This window comes from Lysinibacillus sp. FSL K6-4013 (genome assembly GCF_038630435.1).
Taxonomy (GTDB): Bacteria; Bacillota; Bacilli; order Bacillales_A; family Planococcaceae; genus Lysinibacillus; species Lysinibacillus boronitolerans.
The window spans coordinates 2,859,625-2,882,435 of sequence record NZ_CP152031.1 but is presented as its reverse complement, the minus strand read 5'-3'; the positions used below and the strand labels follow the sequence as shown (position 1 = coordinate 2,882,435).

The 22,811-nt window shown below is 37.3% G+C and carries 18 protein-coding genes and 1 riboswitch; of the genes, 11 read left to right on the top strand and 7 right to left on the bottom strand.

Annotated features, from left to right (window positions below; genetic code table 11):
• From MHB39_RS14280 to MHB39_RS14270, 3 genes are all read left to right on the top strand, one after another.
• Nucleotides 1–1,116: a M20/M25/M40 family metallo-hydrolase gene (locus tag MHB39_RS14280; protein ID WP_036076594.1), complete on the top strand. Its 1,116-nt coding sequence runs from the start codon at nt 1–3 to the stop codon at nt 1,114–1,116.
• 25 nt (nt 1,117–1,141) lie between these two features.
• On the top strand, nt 1,142–1,630 hold the full coding sequence (locus MHB39_RS14275; protein ID WP_342544271.1) for a CheW domain-containing protein: 489 nt from the start codon (nt 1,142–1,144) through the stop codon (nt 1,628–1,630).
• A gap of 137 nt (nt 1,631–1,767) precedes the next feature.
• A riboswitch (cyclic di-GMP riboswitch) is annotated at nt 1,768–1,859 on the top strand.
• Between the two features lie 43 nt (nt 1,860–1,902).
• On the top strand, nt 1,903–2,784 hold the full coding sequence (locus MHB39_RS14270; RefSeq protein WP_339280124.1) for an amidase: 882 nt from the start codon (nt 1,903–1,905) through the stop codon (nt 2,782–2,784).
• A 45-nt stretch (nt 2,785–2,829) separates the two neighbouring features.
• Here MHB39_RS14270 and nspC read toward each other — a convergent pair whose 3' ends face one another.
• The 3 genes from nspC to MHB39_RS14255 all read right to left on the bottom strand — a co-directional run bounded on the left by nspC (nt 2,830) and on the right by MHB39_RS14255 (nt 5,796).
• The gene (gene nspC / locus MHB39_RS14265) at nt 2,830–3,969 is read right to left on the bottom strand and encodes a carboxynorspermidine decarboxylase (protein ID WP_016993872.1); all 1,140 of its coding nucleotides are present in this window, start codon (nt 3,967–3,969) and stop codon (nt 2,830–2,832) included.
• On the bottom strand, nt 3,966–5,195 hold the full coding sequence (locus MHB39_RS14260) for a saccharopine dehydrogenase family protein (RefSeq protein ID WP_036076596.1): 1,230 nt from the start codon (nt 5,193–5,195) through the stop codon (nt 3,966–3,968). Before MHB39_RS14260 ends, nspC begins: the two co-directional genes overlap by 4 nt.
• 394 nt (nt 5,196–5,589) lie before the next feature.
• Nucleotides 5,590–5,796, bottom strand: coding sequence for a hypothetical protein (locus MHB39_RS14255; RefSeq protein ID WP_016993871.1), 207 nt, complete (start codon nt 5,794–5,796; stop codon nt 5,590–5,592).
• Nucleotides 5,797–5,998: 202 nt separating this feature from the next.
• Between MHB39_RS14255 and MHB39_RS14250 the strand changes: the two genes are divergently transcribed.
• The 3 genes from MHB39_RS14250 to MHB39_RS14240 all read left to right on the top strand — a co-directional run bounded on the left by MHB39_RS14250 (nt 5,999) and on the right by MHB39_RS14240 (nt 9,292).
• The gene (locus tag MHB39_RS14250) at nt 5,999–7,711 is read left to right on the top strand and encodes a methyl-accepting chemotaxis protein (protein WP_342544266.1); all 1,713 of its coding nucleotides are present in this window, start codon (nt 5,999–6,001) and stop codon (nt 7,709–7,711) included.
• A 90-nt stretch (nt 7,712–7,801) separates the two neighbouring features.
• The gene (locus tag MHB39_RS14245; RefSeq protein WP_016993870.1) at nt 7,802–8,545 is read left to right on the top strand and encodes a hypothetical protein; all 744 of its coding nucleotides are present in this window, start codon (nt 7,802–7,804) and stop codon (nt 8,543–8,545) included.
• 114 nt (nt 8,546–8,659) lie between these two features.
• Nucleotides 8,660–9,292, top strand: a complete 633-nt coding sequence (locus MHB39_RS14240; RefSeq protein ID WP_016993869.1) for a LysE family transporter — start codon at nt 8,660–8,662, stop codon at nt 9,290–9,292.
• A 30-nt stretch (nt 9,293–9,322) separates the two neighbouring features.
• Here MHB39_RS14240 and MHB39_RS14235 read toward each other — a convergent pair whose 3' ends face one another.
• Nucleotides 9,323–10,372 (bottom strand): Cj0069 family protein, encoded by a 1,050-nt coding sequence (locus MHB39_RS14235; protein ID WP_342544263.1) that lies wholly within the window; start codon nt 10,370–10,372, stop codon nt 9,323–9,325.
• Nucleotides 10,373–10,531: 159 nt separating this feature from the next.
• Nucleotides 10,532–11,449 (bottom strand): DMT family transporter, encoded by a 918-nt coding sequence (locus MHB39_RS14230; protein ID WP_016993867.1) that lies wholly within the window; start codon nt 11,447–11,449, stop codon nt 10,532–10,534.
• A gap of 106 nt (nt 11,450–11,555) precedes the next feature.
• Between MHB39_RS14230 and MHB39_RS14225 the strand changes: the two genes are divergently transcribed.
• The 4 genes from MHB39_RS14225 (at nt 11,556) to MHB39_RS14210 (ending at nt 21,100) form a co-directional block, all read left to right on the top strand.
• Nucleotides 11,556–12,449: an AraC family transcriptional regulator gene (locus MHB39_RS14225; RefSeq protein WP_342544261.1), complete on the top strand. Its 894-nt coding sequence runs from the start codon at nt 11,556–11,558 to the stop codon at nt 12,447–12,449.
• Between the two features lie 98 nt (nt 12,450–12,547).
• On the top strand, nt 12,548–13,591 hold the full coding sequence (locus MHB39_RS14220) for a beta-carotene 15,15'-monooxygenase (RefSeq protein ID WP_342544259.1): 1,044 nt from the start codon (nt 12,548–12,550) through the stop codon (nt 13,589–13,591).
• A 686-nt stretch (nt 13,592–14,277) separates the two neighbouring features.
• Complete coding sequence (locus MHB39_RS14215) at nt 14,278–15,945, top strand: HD domain-containing phosphohydrolase (protein ID WP_342544257.1); 1,668 nt, start codon at nt 14,278–14,280, stop codon at nt 15,943–15,945.
• Nucleotides 15,946–15,967: 22 nt separating this feature from the next.
• Nucleotides 15,968–21,100 carry an ATP-binding protein gene (locus MHB39_RS14210; protein WP_342544255.1) on the top strand — a complete coding sequence of 1,711 codons (5,133 nt, stop codon included), beginning with the start codon at nt 15,968–15,970 and terminating at the stop codon, nt 21,098–21,100.
• 21 nt (nt 21,101–21,121) lie between these two features.
• Here the strand turns inward: MHB39_RS14210 and MHB39_RS14205 are convergent, their stop codons facing one another.
• The gene (locus tag MHB39_RS14205; RefSeq protein ID WP_016993859.1) at nt 21,122–21,823 is read right to left on the bottom strand and encodes a response regulator transcription factor; all 702 of its coding nucleotides are present in this window, start codon (nt 21,821–21,823) and stop codon (nt 21,122–21,124) included.
• Nucleotides 21,824–21,995: 172 nt separating this feature from the next.
• The gene (locus tag MHB39_RS14200; RefSeq protein WP_342544251.1) at nt 21,996–22,460 is read right to left on the bottom strand and encodes a hypothetical protein; all 465 of its coding nucleotides are present in this window, start codon (nt 22,458–22,460) and stop codon (nt 21,996–21,998) included.
• Nucleotides 22,461–22,599: 139 nt separating this feature from the next.
• Here MHB39_RS14200 and MHB39_RS14195 point away from each other — a divergent pair, with 139 nt between their 5' ends.
• Nucleotides 22,600–22,791, top strand: a complete 192-nt coding sequence (locus tag MHB39_RS14195; RefSeq protein ID WP_342544250.1) for a DUF4177 domain-containing protein — start codon at nt 22,600–22,602, stop codon at nt 22,789–22,791.
• The last annotated feature ends 20 nt before the right edge of the window (nt 22,792–22,811 follow it).

Here is a 22,811-nt window from a genome sequence, read left to right as displayed (position 1 = left end):
ATGACAAGTCGTTTAGTAGAAGAGTTTTTTGAGCTCGTACAAATTGATTCAGAAACAAAACATGAACAACTAATAGCACCCATTCTTGTAGAGAAGTTAACTGCACTTGGATTTTCAGTGATTCAAGACGATGCACATACGCGTAATGGACATGGGGCAGGTAATATTATTGCCACATTAAAAGGCACATTGGATGTGGAGCCAATCTATTTCACTTCTCATATGGATACCGTTGTGCCAGGAAAAGGCATCAAACCGTCTTTGCGTGAGGATGGCTATATCGTATCTGATGGTACGACGATTTTAGGTGCTGACGATAAAGCAGGATTAGCAGCTCTATTTGAGATGGTCAAACGTTTGAAAGAGCAAAATATTGCACATGGCGATATTGAATTTATTATTACGGCTGGTGAAGAAAGTGGCCTTGTTGGCGCTAAAGAGTTAGATCCAGCTAACATTAAAGCAAAATATGGCTTTGCGGTTGATAGCGATGGCAAAGTTGGTGGCATCGTGACAGCAGCACCCTTCCAGGCGAAAATTTTTACAAAGATTATTGGAAAAACGGCACATGCAGGGGTTGCTCCTGAAAAGGGTATTTCTGCCATAACAGTTGCATCAAAATGCATTGCTCAAATGAAGCTAGGCCGTTTAGATGAAGAAACGACAGCGAATATTGGGCGTTTTGAAGGTGGACAAGCGACGAATATTGTTTGTGACGAAGTGACAATCCTGGCAGAAGCACGTTCTATAGACAAAGCTAAATTGGATGCGCAAACAAAGCATATGCAAGATACGTTTGAACAAGTATCTGCTTCTTTAGGCGCACGTGCAGAGGTAGAAGTGAAGCTAATGTATCCAGGCTTCCGTGTAACGGAATCGGATAAAGTAGTTCAGGTAGCTATGGCTGCTGCACGCAATATTGATCGTACACCGACACTAGGCATTTCTGGTGGAGGCTCAGATGCAAACGTCATCGCAGGCTTTGGCATTCCTACAGTTAATTTATCTGTTGGCTATGAGGATATTCATACAACGAATGAAAAGATACCAGTAGAAGAACTTGAAAAATTAGCAGATTTACTAGTAGAAATCGTCAAAGAATCGGCGAAAAATTAACAGTCGAGTAAGGATGTGTAACCCTATGGAAAGTGTCAAAGCAGTCGTTTTTGCTTGTGGGACAGAGGAATACGCCGTACCTGTGGAACAAGCGATTTCAATTGAAAAATTAGAGCATGTAACACCTATTCCTCATTTACCTAACTATCTTCTAGGCTTTACAAGAATTCGTGGTGAGCTTGTACCTGTTCTAGATTTTGAGCGCATACTGTATAACCGCTCATCTAATCCATCAACCGCACGTATCATTGTGTTGAATACTGATGTGGTTAATTATGGATTACTTGTTACAGAAGCACGAGAAATTCTTGATTTCGATGAATCAGTACTTCAGCAATTGGGCCTAGTCAATTATAGTAAAACACGCTATTTTACTGCGGTAGCTAATCTTGAAAATCGAATGATAACATATGTTGATCCAAAAATACTGGTTAATTCATTAGAGGGCATTCGAGAAATTATCGATTATTTACACAAAATGCTTGAAAATGAAAAGGAAAACGTAGAGTCTTAGACACTCTACGTTTTTTTATGTTTGAATAGTAAATTTAACCTGTATTTTGTCGTTTTTACCTGATCATACATGTGACAATTATGCATTATACCTACAGACAAACCATTGCTAACCGCGTATGATAATGATTAAGAAAAAACTGAAAAAGGCAAACTTCACCGAAAGGGAGGGACGCAAAGCCATGAGTCTAAACACTATAATTTCAGTGCAAGATTGTCAGGTTGCCAGGTTCTGTTCTAGGAGCCGTGGCGAGTAGAATGGAGTTAGTTCGTATGAAGAGACAATTAAAAGTATGGACCGCACTAATCGTCATCATGATTAGTTCATTAGCTTTATCAAGTGGAAAGGTTGATGCAATGTCTATACAGGAAAAGGCTACGTGGCTGTGGGATACATCCCTCATCATGGATGACCAAGAAAAAATATTATTATTTTTAGAACATAACGATGTCAATAAAGTTTATCTGCAAATCGATCAAGGCATAGCGAGCAATGACTATAAGCATTTTATTAGTAACGCTTCTGACAAAGGTATTCGCATTTATGCATTGGATGGTGCTGCAAGCTGGGTTTCAGCTGAGGGTAGCCGAAGCCAAGATGAATTGTTTAATTGGTTACATATATATAATAAGAATTCAACTGAATCTGAGCAATTTTCTGGAGTGCACCTTGATGTAGAACCTTATTTAAATAGTGGATGGAGCTTACATCAAGCACAAACGATAGAATCCTATCAAACACTAATAATGAAAGCAAGTGAGAAAGCAAGTCAGTTACAACTTACTTTAGAAGTAGACATGCCATTTTGGTTTGATGAAGTTCAGTATAATAACGAATTTGGAAAAGGGTTATTAGCTGATTGGGTCATTGACCATGTGGATAGTGTGACGATCATGGCCTATCGTGATGCTGCAAAAGATATTATCTCTATTGTAGAACATGAAATCGCTTATGCTTCCACTGTGAATAAATCAATCGTAATTGGTGTAGAAACAGGCGCTTCAGAGGAAGGGGAAAATATTACTTTTTATGATAATGGAGAAGCCTTTATGAATGAACAGCTTATACTTGTTCAGCAACATTTTTCAAATAACGATGCTTTTCATGGAGTAGCCATTCATTATGTGGAGAATTGGATGACCATGCGTCCATAAAAAAAGTCCTTCCAGTGTAAAACTGGAAGGGCTTTTCTATTGCTATTAAGACAGACGACCACTGTAGTCTTCAAATTTAAACTCACGGATCACTTTAATGCCTTCTTCATCGTTATACGAAACGATAGATGGTAAGTTGACACCGTTAAACATATGGTTTTTCACCATTGAATAATGAGCCATATCTGTGAATACAAGACGATCACCTGGTTTTAATGGCTGTTCAAACGAATAATCACCAATCACATCACCAGCTAGACATGTTAGTCCGCCTAAGCGATATGTGTGTGCTAATTCATTTGCTTGTCCAGAACCAATAATCATTGGACGGTAAGGCATTTCAAGTACATCAGGCATGTGACATGTTGCTGATGTATCTAAAATAGCAAGATCCATCCCATTTTCTTGAATATCAAGCACGGTTGCTACTAAGTAGCCTGTATTAAGGGCTACTGCTTCACCAGGCTCAAGATAAACAAGCAGGTTATACTTTTCTTGAATATAATTAATGATGTTCACAAGTTTTTCTACATCATAATCATCACGCGTAATATGGTGACCGCCACCGAAGTTTAACCATTTCATTTGGTGTAACACATCACCAAATTTTTCCTCAACTACTTCAATAATACGCTCTAATGTATCAGAATTTTGTTCACACATCGCATGGAAGTGTAAGCCATCAATACCGTCAAGCTGTGATTTATCAAAGTTAGCCAATGTTGTACCAAGGCGAGAGTTTGTGTAGCAAGGATCATAAAGGGCTGTTTCAATTTCAGAGTACTCAGGATTCACACGAATACCACATTCAATTGTTTTACCAGCAGATTTTACTCTGTCCTTGTACTGTGCCCATTGGTTAAATGAGTTAAAGACGATGTGATCCACATAGCCTAGAAGCTCGTCCATTTCATGCTCAATATAAGCAGGAGCATAAACATGCACTTCCTTGCCCATTTTTTCATAGCCAAGTCGTGCCTCATGCAGTGAGCTTGCTGTAATGCCTGCTAAATATTCCCCGACTAAAGGGAATGTTGAATGCATTGAGAAGCCTTTAAGGGCTAATAAAATGCGGCAGCCTGTACGCTCTTGAATTGATTTTAAAAGCTCAAGATTCTTTGTTAATAATCGCTCATCCACTACATAGGAAGGGGATGGAACTTTTGAAAAATCAATTGGTTTCATCGGCTTATTTCCTTTGCATCTAAATCAAGGTCTAATAATTCTGGGTTATGGCTTTCTTGCCATGGTAGGCCCCATTTATTTAGTGCATCCATGAATGGATCTGGATTGAAATCTTCCACATTCCATACACCTGGTTTACGCCATTCACCGTTCATCACAAGCATTGCACCGATCATAGCTGGAACGCCAGTTGTGTATGAAATCGCTTGTGAACCAACCTCGTTGTAGCACTCTTCGTGGTCACATACATTGTACACATAGTACGTTTTTTCTTTGCCATCTTTTAGACCGCGAATGATACAACCGATGTTTGTTTTACCTTTTGTACGTGGTCCAAGTGAAGCTGGGTCTGGTAATACCGCTTTAAGGAAGTGGATTGGTTGAATCATTTGTCCTTCAAATTCGATTGGCTCAATTGATGTCATACCTACGTTTTCTAATACTTTTAAGTGTGTTAAGTATTTTTCAGAGAACGTCATCCAGAAGCGGATTTGTTTTAAACCTTTGATATTTTTTGCAAGTGATTCAAGCTCTTCATGGTATAGAAGGTAAATATCTTTTGGTCCGATTTCAGGTAGGTTATACACTTCTTTTTTCTCAAGTGGTGCTGTTTCAATCCACTCGCCTTCTTTCCAGTAACGACCATTCGCTGTAATTTCACGAATGTTAATTTCTGGGTTGAAGTTTGTTGCGAAATGATAACCATGATCTCCCGCATTGGCATCCACGATATCGATATAGTGGATTTCATCAAATTCATGTTTTTGTGCATGAGCTGTGAAAACGCCTGTTACACCTGGGTCAAAACCGCTTCCAAGTAATGCAGTTAAGCCAGCTTTTTCAAACTTCTCTTTATAAGCCCATTGCCATTTATATTCAAATTTTGCCGTTTCAGGTGGCTCGTAGTTTGCAGTATCCACATAGTGCACACCTGTCGCTAAGCAAGCATCCATAATCGTTAAGTCCTGATAAGGTAGGGCTACGTTAATCACTACATCTGGGCCGAAAGCTTTAATAAGCTCAATCACCTCTTCTGTATTGTCCGCGTCTACCTGTGCAGTATGAATTTTTGTTTTTCCGCCGTCTAGTTTTTCTTTTAGAGCGTCACATTTTGAAACAGTTCTACTTGCGATACAAATTTCCTCAAATACGTCCGAATTTTGAACACACTTGTGTACCACAACACTGGCAACACCGCCAGCTCCGATAATCAATGCTTTACCCAATTGTCTACCCCCAAGTTCATATAAAGTATTGTCAAACAAGCTGATTATACAGAAAATTGATATACTACTCAATCATTGTTTTAAAATTTTCTACAAAAAATTTTATTTTTCTACAACAATTAGACGTATACGGAGGGGAATGCCTCGGAAAAGAAGGGAATCGTGAATAAATCTAAGAAGCCATATTTGAAATAGCTGTTGTATAGACCCACATAATTTGTAAGGTTTAATCTCCATTCTTCCTACACTCTAGTATCTCTTCCGATTTGCTTTTTGATCCACGCTACTAAATCATTTCTACCGACCTTTACATAAAAAAATCCCTTGCATATAGAAAGGGAAGGAACCACAATAAACTTGCTACCTTTATCTTTGTAATGGCAAATGAGACATATTATTTCAGAAAACGATTGGATACTTGTTGTTTTTCTTCCCCCCATATATAGAAGAAAACCACAAGCAAAGTACTAAAAAAACCCATCACAAGAGCATACGTACTGAGGGCTACATCCACTTGACTTTGCATGGCATAAATAAAAATGGCCCCTATTGTTAACAAGTTTCCTGTCACAATCGATATAAGATGAAAGCGTTTGTTCATAGCAAGCCCTCCTATTAGATGAATTGGTAATGCTCAAGATTCAAGATAATTAACTTCAATTATCGCACAATTCAGAACTTTTATCCAATGTTTTATCTTACTAGAATAATTAAAGATGCTTTTTTAATACATCTTTTTGTAGTATGATGAAAAACAAAAGGAATATTCATAGATTATTACAAGAAAGGGGAGAGGATGGATCGTGAAATTACGCAATTCATTAACTTTTCAACTTGGGACGATTATCGCTGGTATTTTAGTGGTGATGCTAGGGATTACTTCGTTCGCTACATACATAACTGCTTACAATAAACTTTATGATGCTGCTGGTGTTGAGGCCTATGGCTGTGCCAATATTACGACAGGTTTGATCAATCCTCAACAATTGGACAAGGCCATTCAAGGCGACAAGGCTGTACAGGAAAGCATCGGGAACGATTTGAACTGGACAACCGGTCATAAAGATATTTTCCAAACACAATATATACTATCATTGGATGGCACATTAATAGCACTTGATGATCATTTGGCTGAGAAAGGCTATGCACCTGGTGATCAATTTTATTTAGACGAAGAAGCTATTGACATGTTGCTTACACATAAGCATCCGACATACTCACAGCCCTATACCTTTGCAGGGATGGACCGTTTATCTGGCTATGCCCCTATTTTTAAAGACCATGATTCCAGTAAAGAAATTATTGCCATTAGTGTCATTGACTTTGATGCCAATATTGTTAAGGAGCGAACATGGGATGTTGTACGAAATGGGATTTTAATTAGTATTTTCCCTATGCTAATCGCTTCCATCATTACAGGCTTTTTAATCCGTCGTAAAGTAAGACCGATTAGTGTGCTGATTCAGCAGGCGAAAGAAATTGCCAATGGTAATTTAGCTGTACCTGAAACAAAAATTAACAGTAAAGATGAAGTAGCGGATTTAGCGAACACATTAAATCGAATGACAGCCAATTTACAAAATATGATTATGACGATGCGTTCCACTTCTAATACGCTAACAAACAACGCGGATGAAACCGCTTCCACCTTGAACGATATGAGCAATACCATTCAAGGTGTCGCCAATAATATCGAAGAGGTAACAAGTGCCGTAACGGCAGGGATGCACCATGCTGAAAATGCGACAGATGTTCTTACTTCTTTAGCGCAGGACCTTCAATTGATTCAAAGTAATGCCAATAACAGTGCTGATAATGCTCGACAAACGATGGCATTAGCAACAGAGGGTGAGCGACTAGCAAAAGATATAAGCAATGATATGGCATTAATCCACAGCGGATCGGGTGAGGTACAACAAACAGTAGAAAACTTGGTTACATCTGCAACAAAAATTCAAACGATTACTACGTCTATTGCGAACATCGCATCACAAACAAATTTGCTAGCACTAAATGCTTCCATTGAAGCGGCTAGAGCAGGGGAGCAAGGCAAAGGCTTTGCTATTGTCGCTGAGGAAGTACGGAAGCTTGCTGAACAATCTAATCAAGAAGTATTGCAAGTTGAACAGCTTATTCAGGATATAATGAAGCATGTTCAGCAGGTCATGTCATCTACGAATGATAATACGCAATATATTGAAAAAGGAACAGAGACAGTGCGTCTAACAGCACAATCTTTAGGAAATATTTCGACAGCAGTGGCTGCAACAGTAGAAGAAATGATTACCATTTCTAATGCTATGACCGCTGAAAACGAAAAATCTGCACGTATAGTGCAAATGATTCAACAATTAACAGAATCTATTCGTGATATAGAAGAAACGATGAATATGATTACCGTCGCAGCACAGCAAACAACTGCAAGCATTGATGAGGTGGCACAAGGCTCTAATGAAACAAATCATATGGCACACACACTCGAACAGCATGTAAAAGCGTTTAAATTAAAAGAATAATAAAAAGATTGGGACATGTTGGCTTTTGCTTATACTTCTTAAATGGTAAACTAGCAATAAGATTTTTCTTTTGCGAAGGTGAGGATTTTAATGGTGGTAAAACAAATGAACGAGCAAGTACAACAAGTCAATGACCTATTTTTGAGTGGTCAAGTAAAGGAAAGTTATCAACTAGCTAAAGAAATATTGGGCAATGATACAGCGATCGAAGAAGAGGCTTATCAAGTCATTCAGCAGCATGTGGCAATGCTAGAGGCAAATGGGTATGCAAATATGCCTCAGCCTACTGACGACAAAGTAAAGCAAAGTGTGGAACGTACAGATGGCTCGTATCCAGAACGAGATGTTCTTGCAGCTTATATAGGTAGTCAGGATGATGAGCAATTTGGTAAAGTGGTCGATGAACTTTTAGCAGGGCCTATAGAGGCGCAGGCTAACGCCTATTATACAATGGCGGAATATTATGTCCTTGCAAAAGAACAGGACAAGGCATCAGTGCAGTATGCGGAGGCAATCAAATTGCAGCCTAATAAGGCATTGTATTGGGGAGCATTTGCACAGTTTTTAAATCGTCACGAAGGTAGCCCTTATTTGGCATTAAGACTGATTGAAGAAGCAATTCTCCTAGATGGAATGAATCCTCGTTGGCACTATATACAAGGTAATATATTTTTCCAGCTAGTAGCAGCGACAAAAAATTTAAGCTATTTACCTGCCTTGGAAGAAGCATGGGAGAAAGCTAAAAAACGTTGTACAGCTAAGCAAGTCACATTGAAATTGGATTTGGAGAAGTCAAAAGATTTGTTAGCGCAATGGAAAAAGCAAATGCTCTAACAGGTAAAAAGACATGAAACTATTAATAATTATTTCCTTTTAAGTATAATTATGCTATAGTGAAACCCTAAACGGACGTATGAAGCTTATCGATGACATGAAAGAAGTGTTTTTTTGAGTTTATATGTAGCGTATGTATTGGTAGGACTTGCCATTGCCATGCCTGTAGGAGCTATTACAGTAGAAATGACAAAGCAAGGACTCAAAAATGGTTTTATGCACGGCTGGGCAGTTGGGCTTGGTGGCATGACCATTGATATTGTATTGGTTTTTGCTTTGTATATGGGACTAGCCTCCATCTTGGCTATGCCTTTGATTCAACTACCTATGTGGATTATTGGAGCGGGCTTTTTATTCTTGTTAGGCTATGATTCTATCAAGAACGCTGACCATGATATTACATTGGCAGGAGAAAAAGTAACCAAATCGTTTTTTGCCTCTTATTTTAACGGCTTACTAGTGGCTGTTTCCCCAGGTAATCTTGTTTTTTGGGTCAACGTATTTGGTGTAGTGCTAGCAAAATCATATGGACAAGGGGAATCATCGAGCTTTTTAATTATTGCTGCTGGTGTATTAAGTGGAATTTTACTCCACGATATCGGTCTGCTCACCATTGTCTCGGTTACTCGTAAAGCTATGAATCGGAAGATGATTCGGACATTTACAATTGTCGCAGGCTTCTTATTAATTGGTTTTGCTTGTTATTTTATCTATGAATTTATACAAGGAATTAAGATTTATATATGAAAAGTGCGATCCCTAAAGATCGCACTTTTTTTATTGCGCAATAGCCTCAGTATGCTCTTTTATACAGGCTAAAATTTCTTCTGCTACTTCATGCGCTAATGCTAGTTCTGAAGTAAAGCCAACACAAGAACAATTCATCTCACCTAAAATATAGCAATCTTCTCCGACTTCATTGGTGTCTAGCATAAAGTCAGCCGTCCAGATTAGCGGTAAATCATAATTGCCTAGTAGGTTTGTTACTTGAGGGAGCTGCTTTAAAAAGTTTTGTACCAGCTCTTGCCAGTCTTCAGGTTTGTCATAGCGGTATTGAGCGCCAGAGAATAGAGTTGCACTAAAGGCATCCTCGGTAGCAGCTGGTTTTTTATGTACGACGTGTACGGGATGATCGCGCAACATGAATAAGCGGATTTCGCCTTCTGTAATCCTTGGAAGAAAGCGCATATCGATTAACATACCATTCGTTCCTGTAATATACTGCTCACAAAATGTCATAAAGTCGCCAAGCTGCCAATATTCTACATGATTATCTTTTGCTTCAGTACATTTGATTTGTGTATCAAGTGGCACTTCAGTGATACCCTCTGCTAGCGGTTCCACCAATTTTACACGCCAAATACCTTCTCCCGTTGAACCACGATTTTGCTTCAAAACACGCTCTGTTAAGGCTAAGGAAGTAGGGAATTGTGTTTTAAATGCTTCGATTGTGTAGTAGGCAAATGTATCGTCAGGTACTAAATTTGTTGTCGTCAGTTTTGATAATACATCTTTTGAGCCATAGCTAATCATCGCGTCTGGATGTGGCATGCCTATAACGCCAGCTTGGCATAGCTCTCGTAGCATAGCAAAGTACTCTTCCTCATGCTGTAAGTTGCCTGGGTTAATGCGAGATACATAGGCAACACCATGTTCCTTCACGTAGTGAAAGATTTCCTGCTTTTTTGTGATATCAAAGAAGAGTACCTCTGCATCCTGTCCACGTTGCTTTAGCGCTTCCACCATTGGCATTGTATCTGGGCGATAGCCATCTGGCCCTTTATCTGTGCCGCCTTCCACCTCGAAAAAAATAACTTTTTTATCCATAAAATACCTCCTTATATCTGTTATTATGTTCAGTATAGTAGACAAATAAGGAGAAAAGATAGATGAAATATGTAAATTTTATGTATAAATTCATATATTACTATCTCGGTAATAGGAGGTATTGACTATTAAAATCATAAATCTCTTAATTTTCTGTTTTCAAGGCTGCTTTTTCTGAAATACTGTGAGATATAAAATCATAAGTAGAATTAGCAATGTACCAATAAACTGATAGCCGCCAAAAGCAATTTTTAACCACCAAACACTTGTGATGACAGCCATTAATGGTTCAAGACTACCTAGTAGGCTCGACTCCTTTGGTGAAAGATAGTGCAAGCTAGCAATATAAAACCAAAAAGCGAGCATTGTCCCAAAAATAACAATAAAGAGAAAATAGGCAGTGGTTGAAAATGTCCAATCTGATAGATCGATAGCCCATGGTGGGTGAGCTATACTCATTACTATACCGCCGATGATCATTGACCAGCCGACAACTAATAATGAATGGAATTGCTGTAAAAGTGGAACGGCATAAATGGTATAAAATGCAACAGAGAGACCAGATAAGATACCCCACAACACAGCCATAAAAGGAACGGACAATGTTGAAAAAGAACCGTTTGTTAATAATAAAAAGGTCCCCACAAGTGTAAGTGACACAGCTATACCATCCTGCTTTGTCAATGGACTTTGCCTCGTTAGAAAATAATAAGCCATGATAAACAGTGGTGCTAAATATTGCAATAATGTGGCGACAGCTGAATTACCAATAGCGATTGACATCATATAGGTGTATTGGACAGCAAGCATGCCGAGTAAGCTAAATAAAATTTGTCTAAAAGCATTTTGCTTTGTGCGCCACATGACGAAAATGGATTCATGCCGATGGGTTATTTTATAAATAGCTATTAGTAGCAGACCTGCTAAAAGTAAACGACTAGAAACAAGCCAGCCGACCTCTAAATTGTCTTGCTGAAATAGTCGTTGGGCAACGGTCCCTCCGATTCCCCAGAAACTTGCTCCAAGAATAACTAGTAGAAAGCCCCGTGTACGTTTATTTTGGATAATTTGATTCATCTGTTTACATCTCCTAAACTATCAATATAAGATGATTATAAAGTGATTAAGTGGAAATAAATATCGATTTAATCCAATAAAATATCAATATATTGAGGTGTTATAGATGCCGCTAACACATATTAAAGTTTCCAAGGATTTACAGGAGTTAACATTGCATGGAACAAAGGAATTTCCAGTTGCCTTATATGAAACGATTATGCGATTAGAAAGCATGGATTTTCTACCTCTCCATTGGCATAAAGAAATACAATTTGTTTTTATAAAAAATGGATGTGCACAGTATCGAGTGGGGACGGACGTTTTTGTATTGAAGCAAGGCGAGGGACTCTTTATTAATGCCTCAGGTTTACATGAAGCAAAGCCTTATCAAATTGAACAAGCGACCGTTTATTGTGTGAATGTAGATCCAAAGTTAATGGGGGGGCATGAGGGCAGTATCTTTTTCTCAAAATATGTAGAACCGTATATTACAAGAAATCGAATACCTTATGTCAAACTAACAGGAGAGTTAGCACAGAAGGTAGCAACGATTGCGGAATTAATGCGAGAGCAAGCTGCTTTTTTTGAGCTAAAGGTACGGAGAGAGCTTCTATTTATTTGGGAATCCATGCTAACCCAATCCTTGTTGACAGAACAAATAATGGATTCTGCCACTATTGTGCAGCATGAACGAGCAAAGGCTATGCTAGATTTTTTACACGCACATTATCAGCGGAAAATAGCATTAGAAGATTTAGCTAGCCATGTGTATATAAGTCGCGCTGAATGTAGTCGTTTTTTTAAGAAAATAGTGGGCATGACACCATTTACCTATTTATGCCAATATCGATTGCGCAAAAGCATAGAATTATTGAAAGGTAATGAGCTATCGATAACAGAAATAGCTGTTGATACAGGCTTTAGTACTGTCAGTTATTATATTGAAAAGTTTAAAGAATACACTGGCTACCCGCCACATGTTTATCGTAAGAAGTTTTTAAGTGTGAAAAATAATTGAACGTGAATGGAAATAGGAACATCTTTTATACGCAAATTCTATACAAGATGAACCATTTGGCATAAAGTAAAATTAATAGTAGAGAGGGGGCGTAGTGAATGGTGGTCTTAAAAAGTAAGCAAAATATATGGCTGGCCTTATTATTAGTGGTGTTAGCGAGTAACTATACACTCTATAACACAGGATTTGGCACATCTATTTTACCTATCGAAACAAATGGTGTTGTTATGGGTTCATTGATTGATTGTATTGTGGTGGTGCCTGTGCTATTTATGCTTTATAAAGGTAAATTTTCGTTCAAGCAAGCCATCCTATTAGCCGCAGCAGGCTGTATTGCTGCACGTTTGATCATTCCTATGGAGCACCTTCAGCCATATGTGGCAGTAACATGGGCTGGATTTGCGATTGAAGGGTCTATTATTCTATTAGAAATTATACTAGTGGCAACACTTGTACGATACCTGCCAAAAATCCTAGGAGAAGTGCGTAAAAGCTCTTTACCAGACCTCTTTTCATTTTCTAAGGCTGTAGAAAAACATGCACCCAAGCACCCAGTTATTCAGATGATCTGTGCCGATTTATTAGTGCTTTATTATGGTTTCGCGAGTTGGAAAAGACAAGAACGACAAGGCTTAACTTTGCATAAAAATTCCAGCTATATCGCTTTTCAGCTCATGATTATTCATGGGATTGCAATTGAAACGATCGGTATTCATTGGTGGCTACATGAAAAATCCATAATACTTGCCGTTGTGTTGCTTGTTTTCAATATTTATTCAGTAATCTTCTTTCTTGCGGATATGCAGGCTATTCGCCTAAATCCTGTTTATGTCACAAATGATACATTGTACTTATCTCTGGGATTAATGAAACGTACTGAAATTCGTTTTGATCATATTGCTGAAATCATCGAAGACAAGGAGCAACTAAAGGGAAAATTATCAAAAGATACGATAGACTTTATAGCACGTGATTTTGGTGAGACCTATCCGCATTTTATTTTGAAAATGAAAGAGCCTGTGGAAGTAACGTTTATGCTAGGAATCAAGAAGCGCTATAGTCACATAGCCATTAAAGCAGACCAGGCTCAAGAATTTAGACAAATGCTTGTACAAGGAATGGCAATGAGCCAACATCATTGACTATTTCTTAGTGATAAAAAACAAAATAGTCAATTGAAAGGTAGAAATGGATTTCCGTTGCAGGCTACTTGTTTTCCTATGGGAGTCAAGTAGCCTTCCACTTCACCCCATAAAAATATTGCCCTGGTTTTCAAATAAAGTAAAGTGTTCGCGACTCTTTATGGAGAGGTTTGTCACGCATTACTTCTCTATAAAAATAACACTTGTGCAGAATGGCTGATTGTAATGGAGCCAGCGTCACAGAGGAGTCCTTGGAGCGAATGGACGTGAGTGGAGCGGCATATCGGACGCTTGCGGAAAAGGAAATCAACCTCTCACCTTGCAAAGTTGCTTTTTCTGCCGTTGACATCAACTTAATTTAACAACATGAAATAGTCAATGTTTTGTGATCAAAACATTGACTATTTTTTTATTGATTGATTTTTAGCAATGCTTTCTGGATAAAAAGTCTTTACTTCTGATTATCATCTCATCTGTTAGGAAAGGGAGAAATCCATTCCTTATAGTTTAATAAAATATTCAATTTACTTAGCTTGGAGATTGCATTTTAACAACAAAGGACCTAGTGATTCGTTATAATATGATTATTTTATCCTGTATTAGTAAAAGTGATGAATACTATTTAACCTAATTTTAACCTTCGGATTTTATAGTTTTAATGTACTAAAATAGAAGGAGTGTTTATTTTGAAGGTAGTTCCAAGAAAGATTGCTGAATTACAGGAAGGCTTTGTTTTAGGGAAAGATTTATATGTTGAAAATCGTATGCTAATGAAAAAGGGAAGTGTATTAACAGCACGTATTATTACATTATTAAAAAACCGTAATGTTCAACATGTATATATTGAAGTGCCAATAGACAAAGAGGTTAATCAAATACAGTCTATTACAGTACAACCGCAACAAAATTCTTTGGTAAGTAGTGAATGGGATGAAATGCCTAAATTTCTGCAAGCACTAGCAGCATTGAGTACGGAGAGACGATATGGTCATGCTTTAAAAAATATGGCTGATATCGTATTTGTGCGAGATTTATTTGAAACGTATATGGAGAATCTAAGCTATCGAAGGCTATTGCAGACACTAAAAAAATATGATGAATATACTTATATGCATGCGCTTGACGTATTTACACTTGGTACATTATTTGCGAAAAAAGAAGGTATTTCTCATTTAGAGCACTATGCATTAGGCTTTTTATTTCATGATATTGGTAAATTAAATATTCCACATGAAATTTTATCGAAAGAGGAGAAACTAACTGTGGAAGAATTTACTATCATGCAGAAGCATACACAGCTTGGCTATGACCTATTAAAGGAACTTGGACTTGAATCCATTGCCTTTTTGGCAAAATTACATCATGAACGGATCGATGGCTCTGGTTATCCAGATGGATTAGCAGGAAAAGAGATTCCAAAGGTAGTATTATTACTACAGCTGATTGATATCTACTCGGCTATCACGATGAATCGCCCCTATAAACAGGAAATAGGGGCTGCAGAAGCTATAGCTACTATCTATAAAGAAAAGCATTTATTAGACGAAAAGCTTTTGGCTAAATTTGTTGATTTTATTGGTATCTATCCAGAAAAGTCCATTGTCCTTTTGTCAGATGGAACGCATGCTTTAGTAGAACATGTCAATCTTATGTTCCCGCTTCTTCCTACGGTTAGAAGATTAGATTCGAATACAATTTTTGCGTTACCAGTAAATCTTCAAATAAAAATTGAGAAGCTTATTACATATTATGTAGAAACACCGGATCAGTTGTTCCGAAAATTTTCTGAGTATTTAATAAAAGGCGAAGCGCATTTAATGGAGAAATATTATAATAAGCTAGTTGAGCAACACACCATTTCTGAATGCATCACAAAAATTTATATCCCCGTATACCAAATCTTTGATGTGCTCAAAGAACAAGTAATGTTAGAAAATGTACGAGTAAAGTTAAGAGGGTTATTAAACAAGGCTATATTCCATTTACGAAAAGATACGAAAACAAAAAGCTCTGCCATCTTTCTAGTCGATCAAAATCTACGAGCAAGTATTCCTTTACTTTTACTAGAAGGTGTTTTTTATGTAAAGGGAATCTGTCCTATTATGATAGACACTACAACAAGCAAAGAGGAGTTATTGCGAATCGCAGACTATTGTGAAGCGACTGTCATCTGTTCATTTGAAGAGGAATATAACCCATTAATTGGTACAAACCGAAAATTGGAGCTCTATCATATTACACCAAAGAAGTTAGAGAGTCTCGTTTTTAGCTTTGCTGGACAATCAATTAAACAAATAAATATAAAGGTAGCGTTGCAAAAATATAAAGCGGTTACAAAGATAATAAACAACTAGCATTGAAGAGGAGGGTTTGTGTGTGAATGATTGTATTCTTTTACAGTCTAGTCAAGATTGGCATCTACAAAGAATGTATATGAAGAAATTTAACAATCTGGTACTGGTAAAAAGTGTTCATCATAATTCAGCAGAGACAAGAGCCAAACTACAATATGAATTTTCTTTGTTTTCGAATGAGCAAAATCCTTGGTTATTAAAGCCAATTGCTATTGATTATATAGATGATCAATATGCGATCATCTATGAAAATTTTAATGGAGTCCCCTTAAAGCAATTCAGTAATAACTTGATTTCTTTGCATCAATTTTTGCAGATTGCGATTGACCTTGTCAATATTTGTATGAAAATGCAACAAAGTGGTTTACTTTACCTACACCTACATCCTAATCAAATCTTAATCAATCCTAATTCTTTAAAAATAAAACTATTAAGCTCTGAATTTAGTACAAAATATGATGTAGAATCTCCAGTTGTGATTGAAAATCCCTATGAACGACTAGAACAGCTACCCTATTATGCACCTGAGCAAACGGGCAGACTTCATTTAGAGGTAGACTATCGGACAGATTTATATGCACTGGGCATCATTTTTTACGAAATATTGGGGGGGCAATTGCCTTTTCAAGCAAACGATGCCGTCGATTTGATTTATGAAATCATCACCAAAAAACCAGAAGCATTGGTGAGTATAGACAGTCGCTATCACTCTTTGCTTTGGGAAATTATTGAAAAGCTATTAGCTAAAAATCCAGCTGATCGTTATCAAAGTGCCATTGGTTTGAGAGAGGATTTACTACATATCCAACAGAAACTTTTAGTAAACGAACCGCTTGAAAATTTCCTGCTTGGTGAACAGGATTTGCATCTGAATATGGGACTGTCTACTAAGCTGTATGGGAGAGAATCGCAATTCGCAGAGCTTTCCTCTATTTTTCGTCAGGTTGCAAAAGGTGACAAAAAGATGGTTACTATATCAGGACAAGCAGGGTATGGAAAATCCAAGTTAGTTCAAGAACTAAAGGGTGAAATTGCGGCCGCAAAGGGCTATTTTATTACGACTAAGTATGAGCAATTGCAACTAGAAAATGATTATTCCATTGTCATCCATCCTTTAAGGAGCTTATTGAAATTTATTTATATGGAAGGGGAAAGGTCTGTCCATTTATGGAAAAAATTATTTCAAGAGGTTAAATTAGTTGTGACAGATGAACTTATCCATCTATTACCTGAACTCAAATGGTTTGTGAAGGAGGAAGTACACTTTCAAAAAGAAGTGCGCCAAAATACAAAACAGCTCCATTCCTATACGTTTATATCGATTCAAAAAATTTTATTAACATTTGCTATGCAGAAGAAACCAGTTATATGGTTTGTAGATGATTTGCATTGGGCGAATCAAAGTACGATTGAAATTATGACCCAAATTTTTGAGCAGCACCGAGCAGGATACTTTATGATGATTGGTACATTCCGGGTGAATAAGGACAGCGCTGAGGAGGAAAATCAACAAAGAACCCCTAGTTTTTCGAACGGTCATCATATCCATTTACCCTTGCTTCAGGAGCAACATGTTCAACAATGGTTAGAGGCGTCTTTCCATGCAAAGCCACATACCATACAGATCATCGCCAAGCAATTATTTAATTTGACCAAAGGAAATCCGTTATTTGTGAAAGAAGTGTTTCGTTCACTCCAGCAAGATAACACGATTTATTTTAATGCAACAACAAAAGAATGGGAGTTTAATCGTAAGAAATTTAATTTATCGCGTTTAAATAACGAGCTACTTGCCTTTATTGAAACTAGAATGGCTAATTTAACAGCAGAAGCCCATGAGATTTTACGAATTGCTGCATGCTTTGGTCAGCGCTTTGAATTTACAGATGTCTTAAAGCTGGTGTCCTTATCAGCTCAAGCGTTATTAAAACACCTGGAAACACTTGTTGAAAATGGCTTTATTATTCCATTAGATGCCCATTATAAATGGGCAAGTACATTAGAGCATGAAGGTATTTTGCATACATTTTCTACCAAATTTCGATTTGTCCATGATCGTATTCAACAAGTAGCTTATCAGGAATTATCAGGGCAATTGCGTGCAAAATTTCATTATCAAATTGGCCAGCTTTTAACAGATGACTCTCAAATAGCTGCAGATCATGATCGATTAAGCGAAATCGTCATGCATTTCAATTACAGTCGACACTTATTGACTGGGGAAGAAAAGCAAAAGTTGGCTATCTGGAATTATCAACTCGGTATTGAGGCTAAAAGAATAGGGCTCTTTGATAATGCGCTAAAATTTTTTACAACTAGTAAAGAACTATTGACGCCTGATCATTGGGAGACTAGGAGAGAGCAGTCGGTTAAATTATATGCAAATTTAGGTGAATGTGAATATTTAACTGGCCACTACGAACAATCGGAAAGGCATTTAACAGAGGCTTTGCATCATGCAGAGACAAAATTAGAAAAACTGATGATTAACAATTTGAAAACGGTATTATACATTGAGTCCGATAACCCTATTATTGGTCTAGAAGCAGGCTTGGCAGGTTTTCAAGTTGCGAATCTTAAAATTTCAGCTTATCCTAAAAAGTCACAGCTTCTAAAAGAGTATCTATTGTTGAAATGGGCATTGCGACATATGTCTGACCAAGACTTGTTGCAGCATCCACCAACGAATAGTAAAGAAATTGATATTTTGATTCATTTAATTATTAATATGACGGCAAGTGCTTTCCTATTAAACCCTAACTTAACAGGTATTCTTTTAATGAAAGGGCTGCGTTTACAGTTGAAGTATGGCACTACATCGAAAAGCGGCATGGTATTGATTAACTATGCTTTGCTTTTAAATGCAGGCTTTACCAATATAAAAGAAGCCACTCGGTTTGGCAAACTTGCCATCATTGTTGCCGATAACCAAGAAAGCATATATATCAAGGGCCATACTTATTATGTGTATGGCGTGTTTATCAGCCATTGGACAGAGCCCTATGAAACCAGTATTCAATATATTAACGAGGCTCAAGCAAAAAGCCAGGAGCTCGGCTTATATCATTTAGTATCCTCAGCTTCATGTTTTATTGTCACGATACGACTTATTCAGGGGGGTGCCCTAGAGGATTTACAACAAGAAATTAGACGACAACAAGAGGAATTTTCTATTCATGCAAGTACCCTTTCGATTGACTTTTTAGCCGAAATGGGGAGATGGATGAATATCCTCCGCTATCCTCACCATCCTGTACATTGGGCTTGTCCTATCACAATACAGGATCAGCCAGCTATTAAAATCATGCATTATTCAGTACGTTTACAAATGTCCTTTTTATTAGCTGATGAAAAACAAGGGAAAGCGATTCTGGTTGAATTAAAGAAGCTAAGTAAGGACACTTATACATTACCAATCACCACGGTCTATTATTTTTATCGAGCCATGTGGCAATTTCACTTTCTGCATAGTCAAAATTGTCAGGTACAAGAGCAGAGGTTGTTTTTAACGGATATACGTCAAAGCCTCAAAAAATTTAAGAAATGGGCTGCTTATTCTCCAGAAAACTATGAGCATCTCTATGCTTTATTAATGGCAGAGAATTACCGTTTACACAACAACGACAATGAGGCAGAACTCTATTATGACCGAGCAATACGATTAGCAAGTATGAATGGTTTTGTCCAGGATTCAGCACTAGCATATGAACGAGCTGCAAACTATTATCTCGCAAAACAGCAAAAGAAAACGGCAAGGCATTATATACTAAATGGTATTCAAAATATTGAAACTTGGGGAGCAGAAACAGTTGCTAGAAGATGGGCGAGAGATTATCAAGTGCATCGCAAACTGGAAAATCAGAGCAGAGAATCACTCTCGTTTGATATGATGACGGTTTTTGAGACGACTCAATCTTTTGCAACAGCCATCCGTATGGAAGAATTACTGTATAAAATATTGTTTTCCCTGTTAAAGCACGTGGGGGCAAATAGTGGCTATTTCATTCATAAACAGCAGCAGGAATTATTGGTGTTAGCAAAGGCAGAAGCTGCGGAAAAAACATTTACGATGTATGATCAACAAAGTATGGAGAATTTTAATGCGAATATGCAATCGATTATACGCTATGTTTATAATAGTAAAGAGCATGTGATTATCGACAATGCACAAAAACCACAGCATCCTTTTTTCTCCTATTCAACGGCTAAATCTATTCTTTGCCTACCAATTATCCATCAAAATAAAATTATTTCGATATTGTATTTTGAAAATACCTTAATGACGAATGCCTTCCATCCATCTCATGTTCAGCTATTGAAAGTGATCGCTGCTCAAATTGCCGTTTCTTTTGAAAATGCAAAAATATATGGAGATTTAGAAAAACGTGTTCAGTTGCGTACTAGGGAGCTAGATGAGACGAATCGGCATTTGATAAAAATGAATGAACGTTTAGAAAAAAATGAACTGGAACGTAAAAAACTTTTGCATAGTATTTCCCATGAATTACGCTCACCGCTAACCTCTACATTAGGGTATATAGAACTAATGCTAGAGGGCGTGATAGTTGACCCAGTAGCCAGAAAGAAATATTTAATACGAAGCAAAGAAAGGCTACTATCATTAAATAGCTTAATACAAGATTTGTTTGATTTAGCAAATCTAGAAGCTGGTAGAGCAGAATTTTCTTTTACAGAGGTAAAGGCGAAGGAATTTTTACAAATGGCAACCCGTTATGAGGATGAAGTAAAACAATCAGGATTAACATACAGTGCGCACTTTTATGGTCATGAAGAAGCCCAGTTACTGATTGATAAAACGCGAATCAATCAAGTGATTGAAAATATCATGACCAATGCAATGAAATATACATCAAATGGTGGAATTCAAGTGTCCATCCATGTAGAGGACAAGCACTTGATTTGTTCGATAGCAGATAGTGGCATTGGAATTGCTGAGAGTGAACTTCCCTTTATTTTTGATAGCTATTATCGTGCAACTAACATCCATGAAGCACATTCGCACGGCATTGGCTTAGCGATCTGTAAACATATTGTTCACCAGCATAATGGTGAGATTTTTGTTGAAAGTCTTGAAAATGAAGGAAGCATATTTAGCTTTACATTACCACTAGTTAAGGTATTGGTAAAAAATTAAGAAGGGGTGGTGAGTGTTTTCTTACTTCTCACCACTCTCTTTTTTATAGACGAATTGGTAGCCAAAACCTCTCACTGTTTGAATCCATTTCGGCTTTGAGGGAATATCTTCAATTTTACGACGAAGCGTACTAATATGGACAGATACAGTTTTCAAATCAGTGACACCGTCATAGCCCCAAACATGATCAATGAGTTGATCAACACTAATCACTTGATTCGCATGCTCAATTAGAAAAAAGAGGAGCAGCTTCTCCTTCGTAAATAAATTTAAAAGCTGTCCATCCTTATAAACATTTTTCTCATCTAAATGTATGGACAAATTATCAATATGTACAATATTACTTTTCTTTGATGGGTTTCTCCGTTTTAAATTTGCTTGGATACGGGCCAATAATTCTTTTGGAATAAATGGCTTTGTCAAATAATCATCTGCCCCCACCTCAAAGCCCTCAAGCTTCTGTTCAATTAGATGATTGACGGTCACAAAAATGATAATGACATCCGACACATCCCGGATTCTTTTGGCTAACTCGAAGCCTGTTCCATCTGGTAGATTAACATCTAACAAGATTAAATCTGGCTGCTGCGTGACAGCGAGGTGCCAGCCACTGGATAGAGATGACGCCTTTAATACACTATAGTTAGCATTTGCTAGTGTGAGTGATAAAACCTCCATAATATCTATATCATCTTCCACTATTAAAATTTTCTCGTTCGACATATCTATCACCTTCCTATTTCAAATATACCAACTTTTGTCTAGGTTGGGAATTAGAAGACTTAGAAGTCGAATGATTTTAGAATCCCTCATAGCCCTAGTCAAAATAATCATGCGAGTTTACAAAATAAATAGAGACTTCTATTTCCCATGAGAAAATGAAGTCTCTAAAAAATTAATCTAGGTGTGCGATAGCATGGAGTAGATCATCACGGATGGCCTCCCAAAATTGCTGTTGAACACTATCACTGTACATATAAAGCTCTTTATGTTGAACATGGTCATAGATAGCAGCAATCGTTTCTTGATGAAAAGAGAGACGATGGTTTAATAGCTCTCGTTCTTCTTCAATACAAAATAGTTTATAAATATCGGATAGGCGTTCAAACTTTGCTAATTTCTGTGACAACACTTCATATTGTGTTTGATGAAAACGTCCTACGGCAGAAGTCATTGAAATTTTTGCACGATGCTCTGCCTGTAATGTTCGAAACTCCTCCTGACGAATGGCCACACGATACCAAAATTCATAACGATTTGGTAATTCTCTTAGTTCATAGGTAAGTAATGATTTTAAAATTGAATGCACTTGTTCATATGTATCGATGATCTTCGCTGGTTCTTTAAAAATGCCAAACATACTACCACCCCCATGTAGTTTAATACTACGAGTGAAGATTAAAATCCTTTAAAATAATCATAATATTCAAAAGCGAGAACCTACTAATTATTGAAACCTTGACTCAGCAGTTACGTAAAGATTTACAGGGGGTGAGTCAATGTATGCGTATAAATTTGTACAAACACAATTAGGTAGCTTTTTTCAGGAATCTACCTATCGGAAAACAATCGAAGAATACGCTAAGCAAGGTTGGCGCTTAGTGCAAGTATTGCCGATTGCTTATAAAGGACAGGGGAAACCAACAGACTATGAAATCATTTTGAGAGATTATTATCATAACTATCAATGAACGCTAGATTCTTGCCTTAA

Bases quoted from the DNA above. Each gene is read 5' to 3' on its own strand.
- MHB39_RS14280 (WP_036076594.1), top strand. From the start codon at position 1: ATGACAAGTCGTTTAGTAGAAGAGTTTTTTGAGCTCGTACAAATTGAT.
- MHB39_RS14275 (WP_342544271.1), top strand. From the start codon at position 1,142: ATGGAAAGTGTCAAAGCAGTCGTTTTTGCTTGTGGGACAGAGGAATAC.
- MHB39_RS14270 (WP_339280124.1), top strand. From the start codon at position 1,903: ATGAAGAGACAATTAAAAGTATGGACCGCACTAATCGTCATCATGATT.
- nspC (WP_016993872.1), bottom strand. From the start codon at position 3,969: ATGAAACCAATTGATTTTTCAAAAGTTCCATCCCCTTCCTATGTAGTG.
- MHB39_RS14255 (WP_016993871.1), bottom strand. From the start codon at position 5,796: ATGAACAAACGCTTTCATCTTATATCGATTGTGACAGGAAACTTGTTA.
- MHB39_RS14245 (WP_016993870.1), top strand. From the start codon at position 7,802: ATGGTGGTAAAACAAATGAACGAGCAAGTACAACAAGTCAATGACCTA.
- MHB39_RS14235 (WP_342544263.1), bottom strand. From the start codon at position 10,372: ATGGATAAAAAAGTTATTTTTTTCGAGGTGGAAGGCGGCACAGATAAA.
- MHB39_RS14230 (WP_016993867.1), bottom strand. From the start codon at position 11,449: ATGAATCAAATTATCCAAAATAAACGTACACGGGGCTTTCTACTAGTT.
- MHB39_RS14225 (WP_342544261.1), top strand. From the start codon at position 11,556: ATGCCGCTAACACATATTAAAGTTTCCAAGGATTTACAGGAGTTAACA.
- MHB39_RS14220 (WP_342544259.1), top strand. From the start codon at position 12,548: ATGGTGGTCTTAAAAAGTAAGCAAAATATATGGCTGGCCTTATTATTA.
- MHB39_RS14205 (WP_016993859.1), bottom strand. From the start codon at position 21,823: ATGTCGAACGAGAAAATTTTAATAGTGGAAGATGATATAGATATTATG.
- MHB39_RS14200 (WP_342544251.1), bottom strand. From the start codon at position 22,460: ATGTTTGGCATTTTTAAAGAACCAGCGAAGATCATCGATACATATGAA.
- MHB39_RS14195 (WP_342544250.1), top strand. From the start codon at position 22,600: ATGTATGCGTATAAATTTGTACAAACACAATTAGGTAGCTTTTTTCAG.